18 protein-coding genes and 1 other RNA gene are annotated in these 21,752 nt (G+C 73.0%); 7 read left to right on the forward strand and 12 right to left on the reverse strand.

What is annotated here, in order from left to right; all coding sequences use genetic code 11:
- Positions 1–16: 16 nt before the first annotated feature.
- Entirely contained in the window at positions 17–421 is a 405-nt protein-coding gene (locus OMK64_RS01400; RefSeq protein WP_272726171.1) for a hypothetical protein, read from the forward strand.
- Between the two features lie 18 nt (positions 422–439).
- Here OMK64_RS01400 and OMK64_RS20975 read toward each other — a convergent pair whose 3' ends face one another.
- Complete coding sequence (locus OMK64_RS20975) at positions 440–1,339, reverse strand: HNH endonuclease (RefSeq protein ID WP_272726172.1); 900 nt, start codon at positions 1,337–1,339, stop codon at positions 440–442.
- A gap of 207 nt (positions 1,340–1,546) precedes the next feature.
- Here OMK64_RS20975 and OMK64_RS01410 point away from each other — a divergent pair, with 207 nt between their 5' ends.
- Together OMK64_RS01410 and OMK64_RS01415 are read left to right on the forward strand one after the other, a co-directional pair.
- On the forward strand, positions 1,547–4,312 hold the full coding sequence (locus OMK64_RS01410; RefSeq protein ID WP_272726173.1) for a GDSL-type esterase/lipase family protein: 2,766 nt from the start codon (positions 1,547–1,549) through the stop codon (positions 4,310–4,312).
- Entirely contained in the window at positions 4,313–4,723 is a 411-nt protein-coding gene (locus OMK64_RS01415; RefSeq protein ID WP_272726174.1) for a hypothetical protein, read from the forward strand.
- 10 nt (positions 4,724–4,733) lie between these two features.
- Here OMK64_RS01415 and OMK64_RS01420 read toward each other — a convergent pair whose 3' ends face one another.
- From OMK64_RS01420 to arr, 6 genes are all read right to left on the reverse strand, one after another.
- On the reverse strand, positions 4,734–5,330 hold the full coding sequence (locus OMK64_RS01420; protein ID WP_272726175.1) for an ABC transporter ATP-binding protein: 597 nt from the start codon (positions 5,328–5,330) through the stop codon (positions 4,734–4,736).
- On the reverse strand, positions 5,327–6,067 hold the full coding sequence (locus OMK64_RS01425) for an ABC transporter permease (RefSeq protein WP_272726176.1): 741 nt from the start codon (positions 6,065–6,067) through the stop codon (positions 5,327–5,329). The genes OMK64_RS01420 and OMK64_RS01425 overlap by 4 nt, the downstream gene beginning before the upstream one ends.
- Before the next feature lie 109 nt (positions 6,068–6,176).
- On the reverse strand, positions 6,177–7,229 hold the full coding sequence (locus OMK64_RS01430) for an ABC transporter substrate-binding protein (RefSeq protein ID WP_272726177.1): 1,053 nt from the start codon (positions 7,227–7,229) through the stop codon (positions 6,177–6,179).
- Positions 7,226–10,450: a [FeFe] hydrogenase, group A gene (locus tag OMK64_RS01435; protein WP_272726178.1), complete on the reverse strand. Its 3,225-nt coding sequence runs from the start codon at positions 10,448–10,450 to the stop codon at positions 7,226–7,228. Before OMK64_RS01435 ends, OMK64_RS01430 begins: the two co-directional genes overlap by 4 nt.
- A gap of 204 nt (positions 10,451–10,654) precedes the next feature.
- Positions 10,655–11,131 (reverse strand): CoA-binding protein, encoded by a 477-nt coding sequence (locus tag OMK64_RS01440; protein ID WP_272726179.1) that lies wholly within the window; start codon positions 11,129–11,131, stop codon positions 10,655–10,657.
- Between the two features lie 105 nt (positions 11,132–11,236).
- Positions 11,237–11,665, reverse strand: a complete 429-nt coding sequence (gene arr / locus OMK64_RS01445) for an NAD(+)--rifampin ADP-ribosyltransferase (RefSeq protein WP_272726180.1) — start codon at positions 11,663–11,665, stop codon at positions 11,237–11,239.
- A gap of 157 nt (positions 11,666–11,822) precedes the next feature.
- Here arr and OMK64_RS01450 point away from each other — a divergent pair, with 157 nt between their 5' ends.
- Entirely contained in the window at positions 11,823–12,440 is a 618-nt protein-coding gene (locus OMK64_RS01450; RefSeq protein WP_272726181.1) for a TetR/AcrR family transcriptional regulator, read from the forward strand.
- 34 nt (positions 12,441–12,474) lie between these two features.
- Complete coding sequence (gene poxB, locus OMK64_RS01455) at positions 12,475–14,193, forward strand: ubiquinone-dependent pyruvate dehydrogenase (RefSeq protein ID WP_272726182.1); 1,719 nt, start codon at positions 12,475–12,477, stop codon at positions 14,191–14,193.
- Here poxB and OMK64_RS01460 read toward each other — a convergent pair.
- The 3 genes from OMK64_RS01460 to ssrA form a co-directional block, all read right to left on the reverse strand.
- Positions 14,112–15,074 (reverse strand): hypothetical protein, encoded by a 963-nt coding sequence (locus OMK64_RS01460; RefSeq protein WP_272726183.1) that lies wholly within the window; start codon positions 15,072–15,074, stop codon positions 14,112–14,114. The two genes, poxB and OMK64_RS01460, sit on opposite strands and share 82 nt — an antisense overlap.
- Positions 15,071–15,718: a helix-turn-helix domain-containing protein gene (locus OMK64_RS01465; RefSeq protein ID WP_272726184.1), complete on the reverse strand. Its 648-nt coding sequence runs from the start codon at positions 15,716–15,718 to the stop codon at positions 15,071–15,073. The genes OMK64_RS01460 and OMK64_RS01465 overlap by 4 nt, the downstream gene beginning before the upstream one ends.
- 179 nt (positions 15,719–15,897) lie before the next feature.
- Positions 15,898–16,266, reverse strand: a transfer-messenger RNA (tmRNA) gene (ssrA, locus tag OMK64_RS01470).
- 185 nt (positions 16,267–16,451) lie between these two features.
- Here ssrA and OMK64_RS01475 point away from each other — a divergent pair.
- Both OMK64_RS01475 and OMK64_RS01480 read left to right on the forward strand, forming a co-directional pair.
- Entirely contained in the window at positions 16,452–17,105 is a 654-nt protein-coding gene (locus tag OMK64_RS01475) for a DUF6318 family protein (RefSeq protein ID WP_272726185.1), read from the forward strand.
- A complete protein-coding gene (locus OMK64_RS01480) occupies positions 17,102–18,019 on the forward strand; it encodes a hypothetical protein (protein ID WP_272726186.1) in 918 nt (305 codons plus the stop codon). Before OMK64_RS01475 ends, OMK64_RS01480 begins: the two co-directional genes overlap by 4 nt.
- 117 nt (positions 18,020–18,136) lie before the next feature.
- Here OMK64_RS01480 and OMK64_RS01485 read toward each other — a convergent pair whose 3' ends face one another.
- On the reverse strand, positions 18,137–20,488 hold the full coding sequence (locus OMK64_RS01485; protein WP_272726187.1) for an alpha/beta fold hydrolase: 2,352 nt from the start codon (positions 20,486–20,488) through the stop codon (positions 18,137–18,139).
- Between the two features lie 104 nt (positions 20,489–20,592).
- Positions 20,593–21,681: a class I SAM-dependent methyltransferase gene (locus tag OMK64_RS01490; RefSeq protein ID WP_272726188.1), complete on the reverse strand. Its 1,089-nt coding sequence runs from the start codon at positions 21,679–21,681 to the stop codon at positions 20,593–20,595.
- Positions 21,682–21,752: the final 71 nt, after the last annotated feature.

Here is a 21,752-nt window from a genome sequence, read left to right on the forward strand (position 1 = left end):
TCGAGGAGGTACCGCCATGGACACCACCGGCTGGATCATCGTCGCGATCGTCGTCGTGCTGCTCCTGGTCGTCGTCGCGGTCGTCGTGAGCCGACGCCGCGGCGCCCGCAGGATCGAGGCGGACCGCGCCCGCGCGCAGAAGATCCGCGAGGAGGCCGCGGCGCACGAGGTCGAGGTCCAGCGCCGGCAGGCCGAGGCCGCCCGCGTCGACGCCCAGGCCCGCCTCGCCCAGGCCGAGGCCGACGCGCGCGCCGCCGACGCCGCCGCCATGCAGAACGAGGCCCGCGCCCGCGCGACCGAGGCCTCCGAGGCGCGCGCCGAGCTCGACGAGCGCCTCGGCAAGGCCGACCGCATCGACCCGGACGTCCGCACGGACGACGGCGCCCGCACCGACCCGAACCGCCCGGACCCTCGCGTCTGACGCCGGGCCCAGAGGGCCTCAGCTCGACCTGTTGACGGCGAACCTCTCCCAACGCCACGCCAACAGGTCCCGGGACGGAGCGTCCGCCGCACGCCGCGGCAACGTGATCCGCTCGCCGTGCATCGCCTGCAGCCCGTGCCGCAGCATCGGCCCGTCGACCTCGTCCAGGAGCTTCCCGTCGAGGTGGACGACGTAGTCGGGGCTCACGCCGAGCATGTTCTGGTCGTACGCCGCGTGATGGATCTTGCAGAGCGCGAGCCCGTTCGTCGTGGTTGGTCGCCCGAGCTCCTCACCGTCCGGAACGATGTGTGCCGCGTCGAGAAGTGAGCCGTGCGCGAGCCTGCACATCGCGCAACGCGTCTCGTACGCGAGGAGGACTCGCGTCCGGAATGCAGGCTGGTGCAGGCGCTGGCGGGCGAGGCGCAGCCCGTACGCACGCTGATCGACTGTCAGGTGCGTGAGATCACCCATGTACCGGAACGCCTCGTCGAGCGCGATGACGAACACCCGGTCCTCGGGGTACTCGTCGACGACATAGACGGGCGCAACAGGGGTGTAGTAGTTCGGGACCTCCTTCCGGAACAGGATCAGCGGCATCCCCGTCGTGATCGCGTTTCGCAGTTTCGCGTTGTCGCCGCTGAAAGGGTCACCACTTCGGTAGGCGTAGTGGAGAAGGCCGTCCTTCTCGCTCTCGATGTCGTCGTACGGGCCGTCGACCGACGACACGATGGCGAGCGTGGAGCCGAAGTGAGCTGGATTACGGATGCCACGTGAGTAATCGATGATGGGTAGCGCCTGACCGTCGAGCGTGAAACGAAGTAGTTCGTCTCGATGCACGAAACCGCCGTTCGACTCGGCCTTCGCCTGGACCCACCGGATGACCTCGCGACGGATCGCGGCTTCGACGGCGGTGTCCACGGCCTCAGCTCACCTGCTTGCGCCGGCTGCGCGCAAGTCACCGTTCGGTCGACGAGCGCCCCGCCTTCGGGCGCCTTTTGCGTGCCTACGTCGAAGCGCGCGGGTGATGTCGCCCGGCGGACGGGTGACGATCGCCCGTCTCCGCCGAAACCGGACAGATCGGGCGTTAGCGTCGCGGCTGCTCCACTCCGCTGCGAAAGGCCCCTCATGCGTCCGCGACGCCACCTCCTCCACCGCGCCACGGCTGCGGCGACCCTGGCCGCCGTCGCGGCCTCGCTCCTCGTCGCCGTCGGACTCGCTCCCGCGCAGGCGGCACCGACCGGTGAGGCGATCAAGGTCGTGCAGATCGGCGACTCCTACTCGGCGGGCAACGGCGCGGGCGCGTACTACGGGCCGGCGGACTGCTACCGGTCGCACGACAGCTGGGCCGCGGAGTACACCGAGTGGCTCGCGGACCAGGGCAACCACGTCACGTTCGTGACGCGCGCGTGCTCGGGCGCGGTGTCCCAGAACGTCCTGTCCGACCGGAAGATGGACTCGCACCTGGCCTACGTGCCGGGCGGGACGGTCGGGCGGACCCAGGAGGAGGGCCTCGCGGCGGCCAAGGCGGCGAAGGTCTGCTCGACGAAGTACGTCGACGAGGAGTACTTCGAGTACTCGGTCGCGATCTGGGACACGGTGCGGGGCACGTTCGCGGTGGACTGCCAGCGCTACCTGCGCGCGCAGATCGAGGCGGTCGGCCGGGACACCGACGTCGTGGTCTTCACGATGGGCGGCAACGACCTGGGCTTCGCGGACATCGTCAAGCAGTGCTTCGCGGTCGGCTTCCGCGACCCGGGCGACTGCCGCGAGAAGGTGACGGACGCGCGCGCCGGGATCGACCAGCTCGAGGACGACCTGACCGACCTGCTGGGCCGGTTGCGGGACCGGATGCGCCCGGACGCCAAGGTCGTGCTGCTGTCGTACCCGTACCTGTCGGACACGGACTCGTTCGTCCTGCGCAGCCTGCGCGACCGCCTGCCGTTCGTGTCCGGTGACACCTACGACATCGGGCACGAGGTGCGCGCGCTGGGCGACGAGGGCGACGCCGCGCAGCGGGCCGCCGTCGCGCGGGCCAACACGGCGGCGGGCAGGCCGTTCGTGTCGTACGTCGACACGGTCAAGCAGCACTTCGCGGGCCACGAGCCCGACCCGTCGGCGACGAACCGCAACGACGACCGGTGGATCCACGAGTTCGACTCCGTGACGATGGCCGAGTGGTACCACCCGACGACGACGGGCCACTACGAGGAGTCGACGCTGCTGCGGTCGTCGTCCGTGGCGGGCCGGGTCCCCTCGTCGACGGCCGGGAGCATCGACCTCGTGTTCGCGATCGACACGACGGGGTCGATGGACTGGGTCCTGCAGGCGGTGAAGGACACCGCGACGCGCATGGTCGACCACCTCGCGGCGAGCTCCGGCTCGTACCGGTTCGCGCTCGTCACCTTCCGGGACGACCCCGTCTACACCGAGTGGGACGGCGACTACGCCGCACGCGTCGACCTGCCGTTCACGTCGGACCCCGACGCCATCCGCACCGCCCTGGCGGGCATGGAGGCGAACGGCGGCGGCGACTGGCCGGAGACGGCCCTGTCCGGGATGCAGGCCGCGATCGACCTGCCGTGGCGGCCCGGAGTCAAGAAGGTCCTGATCCCGATCAGCGACGCGCCGGCGCACGACCCGGAGCCGATGAGCGGCCTCACGTCCGCGACGGTGATCGCGGACGCGCTCGCGGTCGACCCGGTCGAGGTCTACCCGATCGACGTCGGCACCGGTGCGTTCGCACCGAGCGTCGAGGCCGTCGCCGCCGGGACGGGCGGGTCGACGACGACGTCGCTCGACGTGGCCGAGACGCTCCTCGACACCGTCTCGACCGCGATGGACAAGCCGTACGCGTGGGTCCAGGGCCCGTACGTGGCGCGGGTCGGCGACACGCTTCGGCTCGACGCGCGCGGCTCGTACGCGACGACGGGCGACCTCGTCTCGTTCGAGTGGGACCTCGACGGCGACGGCACGTACGACGTGACGACGTCGACCCCGACGCTCGACCACACGTTCAGCACGCTCGTCGACGCGTACCTCGCGGTGCGCGTCACGGACGCCGCGGGCCGCGCGAGCATCGCGACGACGCCGCTCGCGATCACGGACGACGGCGACGAGACGCCGGCGGACGTCGACGTCTGCCCGACCGTGGCGGACCCGGGCCAGGAGGACCACGACGGCGACGGCGTCGGTGACGCGTGCGACCCCTCGGCGTTCGCGCTCGAGACCGACCCGGAGGTCGTCGTGTTCGAGGCCGACGACCCGGGCGTGGTCGCGTCGTCGACGGTCTCCGGCGCGGTGTTCGAGGACGCCGACGCCGACGGGCTGCGCGAGACGGGCGACGGACCGGCAGCCGGCGTCGCGGTGACGCTCACGGGCACCGACGCCGGTGGTGCCCCCGTCACGGCGAGTGCGACCGGCGCCGCCGACGGCTCGTGGTCGGTCACCGGGCTGCTGCCCGGCACGTACACGCTGACCGCGGCGGGGGCCGTCTCGGCCCGGCCCGGTGCCCCTGTGCCCGCGTCGGGCGACGGCACGTCCGGGGGCGCGGCCGTCGGGACGTCGGTCGGGTCGGTCGTCCTGTCCGGCGTGGGCGCGGGCGTCGAGGGCGTGGGCTTCGGCGTCCGGGTGGTGTCGGGCCCGGGGGGGCCGACCGCGTCCCCGACGGACCGGCCGACGGGTGGGACCGTCGCGACGCCGACCCCGTCGGGCCGCCCGGAGTTCGCGTCGGAGGTGCTCGCGGCTGTGCCGTCCGGGTCGTCTCCGCTCGCCACGACGGGTTCCGACGCGGGCGAGGTCCTGCGCTGGGCCATGCTGGCCGTGGTCGTCGGTGCCCTGGCCGTCCTCGGGGCGGCCCCGGCGGCCCGACGGACACGTCGTCAGGAGGACTGAGTGCACGCCACGTGGCGCCGCGTCACCGCGACGGTCGTCGCCGTCCTCGCGCTCGCGGCGCTCGTGGCGTGCTCGTCGGGCGACGGGACCCTCGCGCGGCTCCAGGCGGAGCCCGTGTGGACCCTCGCGGTCCCGGGCACGACGGTCGAGGACGTCGTGACGCGCGACGGCGGGTCGTCGCTCGGTCAGCGGGTGGTCGCGAAGGCGGCGAAGACGCTCGTGCCCGCGGACGGCACGACGACGGCGGACGTCGTCGCGGCCCTGACGGCGAGTGCCGAGGACTCCGGCTGGACGGACCCGAGCGCGACGGACGGCTCGGTGACGTGGACGAAGGTCGTCGACGGCGTGACGTGGTCGCTGTACGTCGGCGAGGAGGGCGACGGCGTCCGGCTGTCCCTCGACGCCAGCTGAGCGCCCGCCGCTACAGCGCGGCTCCCTCGAGCACGGGCGTCAGGTCGACGATGCGCGCGCCGAGCCGCACGGCGTCGGCGACGTCGTGCGTGATGAGCAGCACGCTGCGCCCCCGGCACGCCGCGGCGACCCAGGCGAGCACGGTCGCGCGTCCGTCGGCGTCGATGCCGGTGAACGGCTCGTCCAGGACGACGAGCGTGGCCTCGGCCAGCAGCGCGCGGGCGATCGCCACCCGTCGGCGCTGCCCGCCCGAGAGCTCGCGCACGGGCCGGTGGAGCGCGTCGGCCGGCAGCCCGAGCGCACGCAGCTCGGCGGCGACCCGGCACGCGGGCACGTCCCGCCGCAGCACGAGGCGCACGTTCGCGACCGCGTCGAGGTGCTCGCAGAGCCGGTCCTCCTGGAAGACCGCGGCGCACCGTTCGTCGGCCCCCTCGACCGTGCCGGCGGTCGGCGGGACCAGGCCGAGCAGCGCGCGCCCGAGGGTCGTCTTGCCGCTGCCGTTCGGGCCCATGACGGCGACGACGCCGTCGTCGGGCAGGTCGAGGTCGAGGTCGTCGAGCACGGTGCGCCCTCCGAGCTCGACGTGCAGGTCGCGGACGGCGATCACGGTGCCACCTCCGGGTGGTCGGGGTGCGAGGACGGCAGCCGCCGCAGGGCCGCGCCGACGAGGCGTTCGGCGGCGAGGCTCAGCGCGACGACGACAGCCGTCCAGACGACGACGTCGGCCGTGACCAGGAGCAGCTTCGCGTCGTAGAGGCGTGCGCCGACGGTCCCGGCGGGCAGCCCGATGACCTCGGCGGCGACGCCGCTCTTCCACGCGAGGCCGACGCCGACGCGGCACGCGGCGGCGAAGAACGGCAGGACGGCGGGGACGTCGACCGCGCGCAGGCGCCGGATGCGCGGCACCCGGAAGACGGCGGCGACCTCCAGCATCGCGCGGTCCCGCTGCCCGATCCCCTCGAGCACGGCCGCGTAGGTGACGGGCAGGACCATGAGGGCGCTGACGACGACCGCCAGGCGGCCGGTGTCGACCCAGACCAGCACGAGGACGATGAAGCTGACGACGGGGGCGGCCCGCACGGCGCCGACGACGGGCGACACGAGCGTCCGGACGGTCCGCCAGCAGCCCGCGGCGACCGCGAGCAGGGTCCCGAGCAGCGTCCCGACGACGAACCCCGCGGCGATCCGCACGAGCGAGCGGGCGACGGTCGACCAGAACGAGGGCTCGACCACGAGCTCGGCGAACCGGCCGCCGACCTCGGCGGGTGCGGGCAGCAGCAGCCGCTGCCCGACCGCGAGGGCCGCGAGCTGCCAGACGGCGAGCCAGAACACGCCGACGAGCACCGGCCCGGCCGCACGACGCCACCCCCGGCGAGCGCCGGGACGGGCCGGCGAGCGGCGCGCGGCGACGGACCGGCCGGCGTGGGAGCCGGCCGTGCGTCGAGCGGAGCGGTCAGTCGTCCGCGCCGTAGTAGAAGTCGTCATCGGGCAGTGCCCCTCCCACGGCGGCCGGGTCCGCGTCGCGCAGCACGCCGTAGTACCCGGCGAGCGCGGTCCGCATGGCGGGGCCGTCGACGTAGGTGACGTGCGACCCGGGGATGGCGGCGGTCGCGACGGCCGCGTCGGGCACGATCCCGGCCGCGGCGACGAGCTCCCCCGCCTCGTCGGGGTGCTCGTTGGTGAACGCGGTGGAGTCCGCGTAGTCGGCGAGGAGCTCGTCGAACGCAGCCGCGTGCTCCTGGGCGAACTGCGCGCGCACGACGACGACGCCGGTCACGAGCGGTGACGCCGGCTCGACGTCGGCCCACACGTCGGTGAGGTCGAGCGCGGCCCGCGCACCGGGGACCTGCGACGTGACGACGGTGACGTACGGCTCGGGCAGGACGGCCACGGCGCCGGGCTCGGCGGCGAGGCGTGCGGCGACCTCGGTCGGCTCGCTGAGGTACTGCACGGTGAGGTCGGCGGCGGGGTCGAGCCCGTGGACGGCGAGCAGGTGCTCGAGCACCCACTGCGGCGTCGCGCCCTTGCCCGTGCTGTAGACGGTGCGGCCGCGCAGGTCGGCGAGCGTCGTGACGGTGTCGCCGACCTCGACGACGTGCAGCACGCCGAGCGTGTTGATCGCGGCGACCTGCACGGCGGCGGGCGTCCCGACGGTCCGCGCGCGCAGGACGGCGGCGAGGTTGGCGGGGAGGAGGGCCACGTCGACCTGGCCCTGGAGGAGCAGCGGCAGCACCTCGTCGGCGGTGCCGTGCACGGTCACCTGGTAGTCGTGGCGCGCGCGGCCGTGCGCGGCGTCGTCCATGAGCGCGACCAGCCCCATCGTGGTCGGGCCACGGAGCGACGCGATGCGGACGGTCGTGCGCTCGGCGGCCGTGGGGCGGGCGGCCGACGGCCCCGCGGAGGCTCCGCCGGCGGCCGGGGCGGCCCCGGGGTCGGCGGTGCACCCGACGAGCAGGCCCACGAGCGCGGCGACCGTCGCGAGCGCGCGCACGGCTCGGCGGCTCACGGCGCACCGACCGCGGAGGAGTTTGCAAGGCCGCCCTGGACGGGGCGGTCACCGACCGGCCGGAACGGCGCGTAGGTCGTGTGCAGCAGCTCGTGCGCGAGCTCCGACCCCGGCGAGCCGTAGCACTCGTCGTACAGCCGCAGCACGTCGGGGTTGGCCTGCGAACGCCGCACCGTCGAGGTGCGGTCGATGTCGACGAGGACCTGCTGCCGGGCGCGCGTCTCGGCGGCGTCGCGCGGCGCAGGGTGCCCGGCGCCGTTGACGCACCCGCCGGGGCACGCCATGACCTCGATGAGGTCGTACCCGACGTCCTCGCCGTCGCGGATCCGCCGCGCGAGCGCGTCCACGTTGCCGAGGCCGCTGATGACGGCGACCCGCACGGTGGTCCCACCGGCCTCGACGGTCACCTCCTTGATGCCGTCGAGCCCGCGCACCTCGTGCACGTCGAGGTCGTGGAGCGGCGTCCCGGTGAGCTTCTCGACGGCCATCCGCAGCGCGGCCTCCGCGACGCCGCCGGACGCCCCGAACAGGACGCCCGCCCCGGACACGCGCGCGTACGGCTCGTCGAAGTCGGACGGCTCGACGTCCTCGGGCGTCAGTCGCAGCATGTCGACCATTTCGAGCAGCTCGGTCGTGGTGAGCACGGCGTCGACGTCCCGCACGCCGTCGGGCGCGAACTCGGGGCGCGCAGCCTCGTACTTCTTCGCGAGACACGGCACGACCGACACCGTGTACAGGCGCTCGACGGGGATCCCGGTGCGCTGCGCGAAGTGGTGCTTCACGGTCGCGCCCATCATCTGCTGCGGCGACCGGCACGACGACAGGTGCGGGATGAGCTCGGGGAACCGCCGCTCGACGAGGTTCACCCAGCCGGGGCAGCACGAGGTCAGCTGCGGCAGCCGGTCGCCGCTGCCGACGCGCTCGAGGAACTCGGTCGTCTCCTCGAGGATCGTGAGGTCGGCCGCGAACGCGAAGTCGAACACCTTGTCGAAGCCGACGCGCCGCATGAGCCCCGCGAGGAACGGCGACGCCTCCGCCGGCGTCAGGCCGTAGTACGCCGCGATCGCGCTGCGCACCGCCGGCGCGACGAAGCCGACGACCACCTTCTCGGGGTCGTGCATCGCGGAGAACACGCCGCCGCGCTCGCGCACGTAGTCGAGCGCGCCGCACGGGCACGCGCGCACGCACTGCCCGCACGAGACGCAGTCGGTGAGCCCGAGCGGCTGGTCGTCGCGCGTCCCCACGGTCAGGCGGCCCGCGTCGAACTGGAACGCGAGGACGTCGACGCCCTCGACCTGCGCGCACGCGGCGACGCACAGCCCGCACGAGATGCACTTGTTGTGGTCGCGCACGATGAACGGGTGGTCCTGCACGACGGGCGTGTACGGGCGGACGTGCAGGGGCGTCGCGAACTCGACGTGGTGGGCCGTCGCCTGGTCACGCAGGTCGCACCGGTTCTGCTTCGAGCACCCGCACTCGAGGCAGCGCGCCGCCTCCGCCCGCGCCTGCTCCTCGGTCAGCCCGGTCTCGACCTCGACGAAGCTCCCGGTGCGCTCCGCGGGCGGCAGCTCGGGCATCGCGACCCGGCGGGCGCGCGGCACGACCGCGAACTCGTCGCGCGGCAGGTCCTCCAAGGTCCCGCGGCTGCACGCGTAGTCCTCGTGCGACGGCCGGACGGCTCCCTCGCGCACGTACTCGTCCATCGCCTGCGCGGCGCGCCGTCCCGCCGCGACCGCCTGGATGACGGTCGCCGGGCCGGTGACGCAGTCGCCGCCCGCGAACACGTTCCGCTCGGAGCTCTGCAGCGTGCGGCCGTCGACGTCGACGTCGCCCCACTCGTTGAGCCGCACCGGCAGGTCGTCCCACAGGAACCCGGTGTCGGTGGTCTGACCGATCGCGCCGATGACGGTGTCCGCGTCGATCGCGTGCTCCGAACCCGGCACCCGCACGGGACGCCGCCGCCCCGACCGGTCCGGCTCGCCGAGCTCCATGCGGACGAGCTCCACGCGCAGCCGCCCGTCGACCGCGCTGATCGCGGTAGGCGCGGCGAGGAACACCATCTCGACGCCCTCGCGCAGCGCCTCCTCGATCTCGGACGGCTCGGCGGGCATCTCGTCGCGCGTGCGCCGGTACACGAGCCGGACGTCGCGGGCACCCTTGCGCAGCGCGGTCCGGACGCAGTCGATCGCGGTGTTGCCGCCGCCGATGACGACGACCGTGTCTCCCACCGGGTCGTCGACGCCCTGCACGACCCCGCGCAGCCAGTCGATCCCGAGGTGCACGCCCGGCAGGTGCTCCCCGTCGAGCTGGAGCGGCGTCGCGCGCCACGACCCGACGGCGAGGTAGACCGCGTCGTGCTCGCGGCGCAGGTCCTCGAGCCGCACGTGCGTGCCCAGCGCCGTCCCGGTGACGATCTCGACGCCGATCGCCTGCATGAAGGCGATCTCCTCGTCGAGCGTCGCCTTCGGCAGCCGGTACTCCGGGATGCCGTAGCGCATCATCCCGCCCGGCCGGTCCTGCTTCTCGAACACCGTCACCCGGTGACCCGCGATCGCCGCGTAGTACGCCGCCGACAGCCCCGACGGGCCCGCGCCGACGACCGCGATCCGCTTGCCGCTCGGCTCCGCGAGGCGCGGCGTCCACGGCGCCGGACGGCTGCGGTCCCAGTCCGCGACGAACCGCTTGACGTGGTTGATGGCGACCGGCTCGTCGACGAGGTTGCGCCGGCACTCCGCCTCGCACGGGTGCGGGCACACCCGGCCGCACGCCGAGGGGAACGGGTTGCGGTCCTTGATGACGCGGATCGCCGCCTCGAAGTTCCCCGTCGCGACGTGGTGCAGGTACGTCTGGATGTCGATGTTCGCCGGGCACGTCTGGACGCACGGCGCCACGCAGTCGGCGTTGTGGTCGCACAGCAGCTGCTCCAGGCGCACCGCCCGGTACGCGCGCAGCCTCTCGTCCGTCGTCGTGACGACCATGCCCTCGACGACCGGCGTGATGCACGCCTTCACGTCACGCGTGCCCTGGCCGTCGGCGCCCACCTCGACGACGCACAGCCCGCAGCTCCCGTTCGCGCGCACGAGCCGCCCGTCGTGGCAGAGCGACGGGACGTCGACGCCCTCCGCCTGCAGCGCGCGCAGGAGCGTCGTCCCCGCGCGCAGCCGCATCCGCCGGCCGTCCACCGTGACGGTGACGCGCCCCGACTCGCCGACCTCGTGCACACGACCTCCCGCGGTCCGTGGCCAGGCTGCGCGCGGCCGGCCCGGACGGGCCGCTGCGCCACGACAGCCGCCGTTGGCTCTCGAGCCCGACGCTAGGCCGCGTGACCTCCGTCACCTAGGGACCTCCGGCCCAGGTCCGCTCAGGTCACGACGCCACGACGGGGGCGCCGGCGACGTCGCGGACGTCGCGGTGCCAGGGCGGCGTCAGACCTGCCGCGGGACCCGTCGGGTCAGGGTCATGAGCCGGCACATCACGCGGTGCGCGCGGTCCGACGGCCGCCCGTACATCAGCGGGCACCCACCGTCGATCACGGTGAGCCCGTGCTCACGCCCCAGCCGCGTCGCCTCGTCGTCGACGCTCCCCCGGTCCACCGACCGGTGCATCCAGACCTGGTCCACGCCCAGGTCGACGGCCTCCTGCACCGTCGCCCGCGCGCGATCCGGCCGGGTCGCGACGACGACCGCGTCGACGCCGCCCGGGATCGCGGCCAACGTCGGGTAGGCCGGGTCGCCCTCGACGGTGTACGCGTTCGGGTTGACCGCGAACACCTCGTAGCCGACCTCGCGCAGCCGTCGGTAGACGACGTTCGCGCCGTGGCTCTCCGGCGTCCGCGAGACGCCCGTGACGGCGATCCGCTTCGACTGCAGGAACGTGTCCGCTGCTTCCTTGATGCTGGTCATGGTCGCTCCACCCCGAGTCGTCCTCTCGACGCTAGCGACGTCCGGGCTGCCGCAGCCCGGGACCATGGACCCGACCTGAGCGGCCCGACGCGGGTCTCGTCCCTCTCAGTCCTCGATCGCCTCGACGCCCTGCCGCGCGAGCTCGTCGAGGTGCGCGCGCATCGTCGCGAGCTGCTCCGCGGGGTGGCCGACCCAGTCGACGATCTCGCCGACGACCCGCACGGGTTCGCGCGTGCGGTACGACCGGGTGGGGTTGCCCGGGAAGCGCTGGTCGGTGACGTTCGGGTCGTCCTCGAGGTCGCCCGTCGGCTCGACGACGTAGATCCGCCCGCGCCCCTCACCCGCCGCGAGCTCGGCGCCCCACGTCGCGGCGTCGAGCGTCTGGGTCACGTAGACGAATCCCGCCGCACGGCCGGCGCCGTAGTTCGACCGACGACCCGCCTCGATCAGGTCGCCGACGCGCAGGTCGGCCTTGGTGCCGTGCAGGTAGGCCCCCGAGGGGTGCACCTCGAACGGGATCGGTGCGTCCGCCATCGCCTTCTCCTCGTCGACGTCTGCCGAGTGCACCTTGGCACGCCCTGCGCCGTCCCGCGCCCTCGCCCATGGCGGTCGACGGACGGGTCCGGCGGAGGTGCGTGACGTCGACCACCCCAGCGCGCGGCCGATCAGTCTCAGGTTTATAGTGGACAGCGTGTCCAGTAATACGTCCGCGAGCCGTGCCGGCCGACCGCGCTCGGAGCGGACGCGGCACGCGATCCTCGACGCCGCGACCGACCTCGCGCTCGAGGGCGGCCGCGTCCCGACCATCGACGCGGTCGCGTCGCGCGCGGGCGTGTCCCGGACGACGATCTACAAGTGGTGGCCGTCGCCGGCCGCGGTGCTCGCGGAGGGGCTGCTCGACCGGTTCCACGAGAGCATCGAGTTCGACGACACGCTCCCCGTCCGCGAGGCGCTGACGCTCCAGGTCGGCGCGCTCGTCACGCTGCTGCGCGACACCCCCGCCGGGCAGCTCGTCCGCCAGCTGCTCGCGGCCGCGGCGAGCGACCGTGCGGTCGGCGTCGCGATGCTCGAGCGCTGGCTCGAGCCACGGCGCGCGACCGCGGCGCACCACCTGGAGCGCGGCGTCCAGCAGGGGGGCGTCCGCGCCGACGTCGACATCGCCCTCGTCGTCGACGTGCTGTTCGCCCCCGTCTACCACCGGCTGGTCTGGGGGCACGCCCCGCTCGACGACGACCTCGCCCGCCACGTCTGCGACCTCGTCTGGCCCGCCGTCGCCGCCCCGACCACCGCACCCACCGCCGCGTCCTGACCTTCGCGACGACACCACCACCGAGAGAAGGACCATGACCACCGTCGCCAAGACCATCGTCGACACCCTCGTCGCCACCGGCGTCCAGCGCGTGTACGGCATCCCCGGGGACTCGCTCAACGGCTTCACGGACGCGCTGCGCGGCTCGGGCATCGACTGGGTGCACGTCCGCCACGAGGAGGCCGCCGCGTTCGCCGCCGGCGCCGAGGCCGCCCTCACGGGCGAGCTCGCCGTCGCGGTCGGCAGCGCCGGCCCGGGCAACCTCCACCTCATCAACGGTCTGTACGACGCCCAGCGCTCGCGCGTGCCCGTCCTCGCGATCGCCGCGCACATCCCCACGGAGGAGATCGGCAGCGGCTACTTCCAGGAGACCCACCCGCAGGAGCTGTTCCGCGAGGCCTCCGTCTACTCCGAGTACGTGTCGTCGCCGACCCAGATGCCGCGCATCCTGCGCACCGCGATCCAGACCGCGCTCGAGAAGCGCGGCGTCGCCGTCGTCGTCATCCCCGGCGACATCGCCCTGGCCGAGGCGCTCGACACCACCGCGACCCCGGTCCGCGCGACCCGCCCGCGCGTCCTGCCGTCCACCGACGAGCTCTCCGAGGCGGCGAGCATCCTGCGCGACGCCAAGCGCGTCACGATCCTCGCCGGTGCCGGGGCCGAGCACGCGCACGACCAGGTCGTCGCGCTCGCCGGCAAGCTCGCCGCGCCCGTCGTCCACACGCTGCGGTCCAAGCAGTTCGTCGAGCACGACAACCCCTACGACGTCGGCATGACCGGCCTGCTCGGGTTCGCGTCCGGCTACAAGGCGATGGAGGCCGCCGACACCCTGATCATGCTCGGCACCGACTTCCCGTACCGGGCGTTCATCCCCGAGAAGGCGAAGGTCGTCCAGATCGACCTGCGCGGCGAGCACCTCGGCCGCCGCACGCCGCTCGCCCTCGGCCTCGTCGGCGACGTCGCCGAGACCGTCGACGCCCTGCTCCCCCTGCTCCCGCAGCAGACCGACCGCGAGCACCTCGACGAGGCCCTGGCCCACTACGCCAAGACGCGCACGAAGCTCGACGACCTCGCCACCCCGCGCAAGGGGACGCAGCCGCTGCACCCGCAGTACGTCGCGCGCGTGATCGACGAGCTCGCCGCTGACGATGCCGTCTTCATCCCCGACGTCGGCTCCCCCGTCATCTGGGCCGCGCGCTACCTGCGCATGAACGGCCGCCGCTCGCTCATCGGCTCGTTCATCCACGGCTCGATGGCCAACGCGCTCCCGCAGGCCGTCGGCGCGGCCGCCGCCACCGGCCGCCAGGTCGTCGCACTCTCCGGCGACGGCGGCATCGCGATGCTCCTCGGCGAGCTCCTGACCCTCACGCAGAACCGCCTCCCCGTGAAGGTCGTCGTGTTCAACAACGCGTCGCTCAACTTCGTCGAGCTCGAGATGAAGGCCGCCGGCTTCGTCACCAACGCGACCGGGCTGGAGAACCCGAGCTTCGCCGCGATCGCCGAGGCCGCCGGGCTCAAGGCGTTCCGGGTCGACGCGTCCGCCGACCTGCACGGGGCGCTGAAGGAGGCGTTCGCCTACGACGGGCCCGCGCTCATCGATGTCGTCACCGAGCGTCAGGAGCTCACCATCCCGCCGTCGGTCAAGCTCGACCAGGCGAAGGGCTTCGCGCTCTACGCCCTGCGCACCCTCCTGTCCGGCCGCGGCGACGAGCTCCTCGACCTCACCCGCGCCAACCTCCGCCAGGTGTTCTGACACCTGCGTGACGCACGACGGGCCTGCCGCCGCGGTAGGCCCGTCGACGCGTCCGAGCGGTTCCACGCCGCGCCGGCCCGCGGTCCGCTCCGTTCCGGCCGACGAGCGGCGCATGGGCCGGCGCAGGCGCTCGAGTCCGCGGCCGACACCTCGAGGCCGAGCGCGAGCCGGAGCGTGTAGACGCCGTCTTGCGCACCGTCGACCGCGAGCAACGAGCGGCGACTCTTCGCGATGGCTCCCAGCATCCCGTGCAGATGATCGCGGTCCCGCCGCGTCGCCGCATCGACGCGGTCAGCGGGTTCGATCAGCGTGGTCAGCACGAGGAAGTCGTCGAGGTGTCGCGCCCGAGCGGTGTCCAACGTGACCGTGTGCGCCGCAGCCTTCGCCACCAACGCATCCAGCAGGCTTGGTCGTCGCACGCTCCCGTGACGCTCCCCGACGGTGACCTGCACGTTCTCGGTCCGGTCCAGCGCCTGCTGCGCACCGGGCGTCTCCAGCGTGGTCCCGCCACCGGCGCCTCTGCGCTGGGCGGCCCGCTCGCCGACATGCCGCGGGATGAGCACGTCGATCTGCGCGTCGCCCTTGACCCACCGGTGCTGATGCCCGGTCGGCGACGTACCGGCGGGAACGAATCCGAGACGGTCGAGAACGGTCGTGAATGTCATCAGGACGCCCGGGTCGCTCGGTTCTCCTCGGACGTCCAGCACGGCGTCCAGGTCGTCGGTCGGCCGCATCGGTGACCGCCCTCGCTCGGCGCACCACAGGTGCACCATCTGGCCGCCGACGAGCGTCCAGCCCGTGGGGTGCGAGTCGTCGACGTCGAACAGCGCGTGCCATCCAGCCCGCTGCGACTCCCGCATGACGGGCATCACGACGCTCACACCCCTCCCCCCGCGAGGGTCTCCTGGATGAGGGCGCCGGCGCGGGCCAGCGCCCTGGGCTCGTCGTGCTCGGCCAGGTCCGCCGCCAGGACGAGGCGAGGCACCGGCCGGCGAGGCAGCTCGTCGACGACGTGCAGTACGACGTTCGCCGCGACTCCTCCCGGCCGCAGCAGGTACTCGCGCCGCACGGCATCCAGGTCGGCGGCCCGGACGTATCCCTCCACGAGGTTGCCCGCGGCGATGCCGGCACGCCTGTCCGACAACCCCGACGGCACGACCCGCTCGTCGTCGAGCAGCCCGTGCGGCGCACGAGCCTCGAACACCTGACGGCACGCGCGCGAGCTGACCCACGATGCCAGCAGCTGCTCGGGTTCCGCGTCGCGCACGAGACGGTTGCGCCGTTGACGCCACCGATACGCCTCGTCCGGCGCGTAGTCGTCAGGGACGACGTCCGCGAGCATCGCCCAGGCCACGTCGGCGACCATCGGCCGGACCCGACGTGGACGCGACGGCAGCGACGCGGCCTCGACGAGCCACTGCCGCCCGACCCGCCGGGCGTGCAGACGGCCGGCCTCGATCAGCTGGCGCACGCGTCGCGGCGACACCTCGAGGAGCTCTGCAGCCTCGGCCACCGACACTTCCATAGGCACAACCCTACCGCCGAAGGAAGGCGTGTGCCTATGGCCGGGCGCTGCTCAAGCGCGTCATCGGCAGCTGAACCGGGCGGTACGTCGCTGATCGGAAGCGGGAGGACGCGCGGGGGAAGCGAACGGATGTCCACGAACGACGAAGGGACCCATCCGTGCGGATGAGTCCCTTCGATCTGTGGAGGTGGCGGGAATCGAACCCGCGTCCGATGACGTGGAACCAGGGATTCTCCGGGTGCAGTCCGTGATGGATTTTCTCGGCCTCCACCACTCCCACGGACGAGAAGGTGGACAGGCCCAGTCAGCTAGAAGTCCCGATCCTCACACTGACGATGAGGATCAGCAGTGGCTCTCTAGATGACGCCGGGAACTAAGTCGAGAGCGTACTTAGGCCGACGGACTTCGAAGCTCGCTCAGGCGGCGAGGGCGAAGTCGGTGCGCTTGTTATCGGCACCTATGATTTGCACGGAGCGTTGACGAGATAACCGTGCGTCCTCGACCCGCTTCTCCTGGCTCGACGATCACCGTCGAAACCGATCACCCCCATGTTCAGTTTTCAAGCTGCCGGTCCGAGGCTCACCTGCGGAGCGGCACGTCCCAGCCTACTGCCCAACACCGCCCCCGTCGCACTCATTCCCCGGCACACCGCTGCGGCCTGCACGCGGTGGGCAGGCGACCGGGCTGTGGATGAGGCCGACGCCGAGATGTCCGATTCGACTACCTTCGCCGCATGTCGAACCGCGCAAGGGGGCACGGCCAACTCCGCATCGCCGTCATGTCACTGGTCGTCACGTTGACGGCTCCCTTCCTCGGGGCGTGCACGGTGGACCCGGCGCCGCCGAGCACTCCTGACGCCTCACCGACGGCTACGCACAGACCACCGCCGAGCGCATCGTCGACGCCTAGCCCCACAACGCAGAGCCTTACGGCACCCCTACCCGACGGCGAGAAGCCCACGCGCCCCACGGCGGTCGACTCACCGCCGACGCTCGAGGGCGCGACGGCAGTAGCGACGTACTTTGTTCAACTCTTCCCGTATGCGATGCAGACCAACGACGTCGCGGACTTCGCGGCGCTCAGCCACCCGGACTGCGCGTTCTGCAGCAGCACGCAAGCAGATGTTGCCGGCCAGGTCGAGAGGCGAGAACACACAGTCGGTGGCGGGATCGGCGTGACGGCGGCCCGCGGGACAGAGGTCGTACCTGGACGCCACTTTGCGATCTACCTCACGATCGACGAGGCGCCGTCCCACTCGGAGAACGAGTTCGGCATGCGCGTCGACGACAACCCAGACGCGCAGACGTTCGCAGTCGAGATGGCCGTCGTCTTCGACGACGATCGGTGGCTCGTCCGCGCAGTCTCCTCCGAAGCCACCTCAGCATGACGGGGCGCCGGTCTCTCTCAATCGTCGCCGCCGTGCTGCTGATCGTTGTCACGCCCGAGGTCGCCCGAGCCGGTGATTGGGGTGCCCAGGCCGAGGACGACGCCTACGTCGTGAACGCATTCGAGGCAGAGGCAGAGCTGCGGCGATCTCGGTCTGCCGATCCGGCGATCACACTCGTCAGGTACACGCGGGCGCCCATGTGCAACGTGGGCACGGGTGGTGGCGTCGAGATGGGCGACGACGACGAGGCCTTCGGCGACGGCGACACAGACGGCGACGGGCTGATCGCATGCGGCGCATCGAACACGACGGTGCCCGTTCCTGTATGCGTCGACGGTCCGCCGTTGCTCCCGCTCTGGCGCCAGGAACGCGCGGATGCGGCTCAGCCCTGGCCGGAGCTGTGGACGTTGGCGTTCGGGTACTCGTGTCCGGAGGATGCCGTGCCGACGATGACGGCGGCGGACTTCCGGCGGTTGCCGTTGGCGGCGCCCGTGCTGCGGTTGCAGCCCGATCGGGGGTGGGTGCTGGTCAACAAGGAGACGATCGTCATGACCGATCCCGCCGAGCAGACGTTGCGGACGGATCTGCTCGGGTACGGGGTCGACGTCGTCGCGACGCCGGCGAGCTACCGGTACGACTTCGGGGACGGCTCGGCGGACCTGGTCACGACCAGCCCGGGGCATGCGTGGCCGGACCATGACACGTTCCACTTCTACGAGCGGCTCGGCACGGTGCAGGTCACGCTCACGACGACGTGGCAGGGTCGGTACCGGGTCGACGGCACGACGGTGTGGCGCGACGTGAACGGCACGGCGACGACCGCGACGACGAGCGCACCGTTCACCGTCGAGGAGCGCCGTTCGCGGCTGGTCGACGACCTCTGCACCGACATCCCCAGGCCCGACGACTGCTGAGGTCGTTCGGCCGAGGGCCGACGCTCGCCGTCCCGCCGGTGCCACCGGGAGGTGCCGACCGAACGGTGTCTGAGGGCAGCGCGCGTCGGTCAGACGTCTGCGAGCAGGTCGTGTCGGTCAGACGAGGTCGGCGAGGAGGTCGGCGGCGCGGGCGGCCCCGTCGGTCTCGACGGGGCGGTAGGTGACCTCGCGGCCGGCCTCCTTGGCGATGGCCTCCGCGAGGCCGTCGGGGTCGACCGCCTCCTCGTATGGGAGGTGACGGCCGGCCTCGTAGCGGTCGAGGCGGGCGCGGACGTGGAACGTCTGCTCGAAGTGGTGACGGAGCGGGACGTACACGAACGGCTTGCGCAGGGCCGTGAGCTCCATGCAGGTCGTCAGGCCACCCTGCACGACCGCGACGTCGCACGCGGCGGACAGCCGGTACAGGTCGGGGACGTAGCCGAGCACGGTCGCCCCGTCCGGCGCCGGCAGCGACGCGGGGTCGATGCGCGGTCCCGCGACGACGACGAACCGCAGGTCGGGGGCCAGCGACCGGGCGGCGGGGACGGCGTCGAGCACGCGCTGCAGCATCGGGCCGCCGACGCCGGAGCCGCCGACGGTGACGACGCACAGCCGCTCGTCGGGGGCGACACCGAGCGAGGCGCGGACGGCGGGCGCCTCGGCGGCGGCTGCGGCCGGGTCGAAGCCGGTCACGTAGCCCGCGAACGAGAAGTTGTCCGCGGTCCAGGAGCGGATCGACGGCAGGTCCGGGCCGAAGGGCTGGTCGACGACGTCGTCGAGTGACCCGACGAACACCGACCGGTCCCGAACCCGCGCGAAGCGAGCCCGCTGCTCGATCATGTCGGCGTTGTAGTCGGCCGTCAGCGCGGCCTCGTGCGCTCCCCCGTCGGGCATCGGCAGCCACCCGACGAAGTCAGTCATCCACGCGAACGCGAACCGCTTGAGCTCGGGGTTCTCGTGCAGGAAGTAGTCGACGTCCCACGCCTCGTCGCCGACGACCAGGTCGTAGGCGCCGGACTCGACGACGTCGGAGAACACCATGAAGTTGCTCACGAGGATCTCGTCCATGCGTCGGATCGCCTGGAACGCGTGCAGGTCGTGCTCGCCGGCCTCGTGCTCGACGTGCCCCGACTCGTTGCGCAGCCACGCCGACGCCGGGTGGACGCGCTCGCCGTGCTGGGCGAGGACGCGGGTCACGGGGTGCTGCGCGAGCCAGTCGATCTGCAGGTCGGGCCGACGCTCGCGCAGCGCGGCGGCGATCGCGACGTCGCGCTGGGCGTGCCCGAGCCCGATGGGCGACGAGAGGTAGAGAACGCGTCGAGGGCGGTTGCGGGCTCGGGTCCACGTGCGACGGGCGGTGACGCCCGAGGACGCAGAGAGCGACGCGTCCGCGACGACCTCCGGTCCCTCGACCCGCGGCGCGCCGGAGGGGCCCGCGACGCGCTCGACGAACGAGCGGATCAGGTGGTTCGTCTTCACGGGGTCACGCGCGGGCGGGCCGTGCCCGGCTCCGTCGAGGACGACGAGCGACCCGCGGGTCAGCTCAGCCAGACGTTCGCCGAACGCGAGCGGGCGGATGCGGTCGTCGGATCCGTGGACGACGAGCACCGGGCAGGTCACGGCCTGGGTGAGCGGCACGATCGACTCGCACACGGCTCCGTCGCACCCCAGCCGACCGGCGGTGGTGTCGGCGAGAACCTGCGGCGTGATCTCGTGCGCCCACCCGACGCAGTCCTCGATCTGCTTCGTCGAGTGCGGCTCGGGGAACATGCGCCGGAAGAAGAAGTCGACGAAGTCGTCGTACCCGCCGCCGAGCCAGTAGTGCTTGTTGTACTTCGCCCAGCCGTGCGTCGTGTCGAGGGGACGGTCCCACGGCACCTCATCACGACCGGGGGTCGCGACGTCGAGCCCGCACGACGGGGCGATCGCGACGATGCCGCTGACGCGCGACGGGTGCCGAGCGGCATGGTGGACGGCCCACGCGGCACCGCACGACAGCGTCACGAGCACGGGCGCCGACGTCGAGGTCGCGTCGAGGACCGCGAGCAGGTCGGCCGCGTACTCGGCGTCGGTGTAGGCGGCGGCGCCGACAGGTCGTGACGACGCACCGCTCCCCCGCCCGTCGAAGGTGACGACGCGGAAGTGCCGCGCGAGGTAACCGACCTGGAGCTTCCAGAACCGGGACGGCACGATCGACCACGTGGGCACGAGCACCACCGTCGGGACGGACGCGTCGTGGTGGTCGCCGTAGACGGCCCAGGCGATCCGCACGTCGCCGCGCGTCGCGACGCCCTCGACGTCCGGGGCGGCCGACCGGCTCGGGTGGTGGCCGCGCGGCAGAGCGGACGACGGCGCTCCGCCGCCCAGCGCGGCGGTCTCGGCCGACGTCGTCGACGCGGGACCACCGCCGGCCGCAGGACGCGACACCGGCGACGACTGCTCGGGCGTGGCCCGGGGGCCGTGGCTCACAGACGCAGTCTGCGCCGCCACGGCCCCCAGGTCACCCCCTCGCCCCGGACCGACCGCACCCGCCGCCGGGGTCGCACCCGACGGGCGCGGGGCACGCGGACTGCTCACGGCCGGATCTCGAACACGTTGTTGAACGGCGTCGTCGCCGCGGTCCGGAACGAGCCGCCGAACCCGCCAGCGGTCGCGACGTCGCGGATGCGCGCCGGCCCGGCCTGCGTGCCGAGCGCGAGGCCGACGTCCTGCGACAGCGACGCGGGCGTGCACAGCAGCGTCGAGAAGCCGTAGTACGTGCGGCCGACGGGGTTGAGGTTGTCCTCGACGCGGTCGCCGGCCTTGGGCTCGACGACCATCCACGTGCCGTCGTCGGCCAGGGCCTGGCGGACGTAGCGCGCTGCGCCGACCGGGTCGCCCATGTCGTGCAGGCAGTCGAACATCGCGATCAGGTCGAAGTCACGGCCGGTGAACTCCGTGGCCGACGCGACCTCGAACGTCACGCGGTCGGCGACGCCCGCCTCCTCGGCCCGAGCCCGCGCGACCGCGATCGACCCCGCGTGGTAGTCCGACCCCACGAACGTCGAGCGAGGGAACGCCTGCGCCATGAGGATCGTCGAGGCCCCGTGCCCGCAGCCGACGTCGGCGACCCGCGCTCCGGCCGTCAGCTTGTCGACGACGCCGTCGAGCGCGGGCAGCCACTCGTTCAGCAGGTGCCCGTTGTACATGGTGCGGAAGAACCGCTCGCACCCGTGGTGCACGTCGCCGTTGTGCGCGTGCCACCCGAGCCCGTCACCGTCGGTCGCGGCGGTGAGGATCTCCGGCGCGTCGCGGACCGTGCCGGCGGCGAGCTGGAAGAAACCCGGCAGGTACGCGGGGCTGGACGGGTCGGCGAGCGCGACGGCGTGCTCGGCGGGCAGCGTGTAGCGGCGCGTCGCCGGGTCGTACTCGACGTAGCCGCCCGCGGCCTGCGCGGACAGCCACTCGCGCGCGTACGGCTCGGCGGTCGCGGTGCGCTCGGCGAGCGACGCCGGCGTGATCGGCTCACCGTCGGCCATCGTGCGGTAGTAGCCGAGCTTGTCGCCCATGACGACGAGCGCGGTGTTGAGGGTGGCGCCGACCTCGTCGACGGCACGGAAGACGAAGGACATGAGCTTGTCGGGGTCGATGGTGCGCTGCGGCGCATCGGCCTGGAGGGTCACGGTGGTGCTCCTTGTTCGGAAACGTCGTGGACGGTTTGTCCGAGATCGACCTTCCCGGTGACGAACCCCGC

Source organism: Cellulomonas fimi, assembly GCF_028527925.1.
GTDB classification, from domain to species: domain Bacteria; phylum Actinomycetota; class Actinomycetes; order Actinomycetales; family Cellulomonadaceae; genus Cellulomonas; species Cellulomonas fimi_C.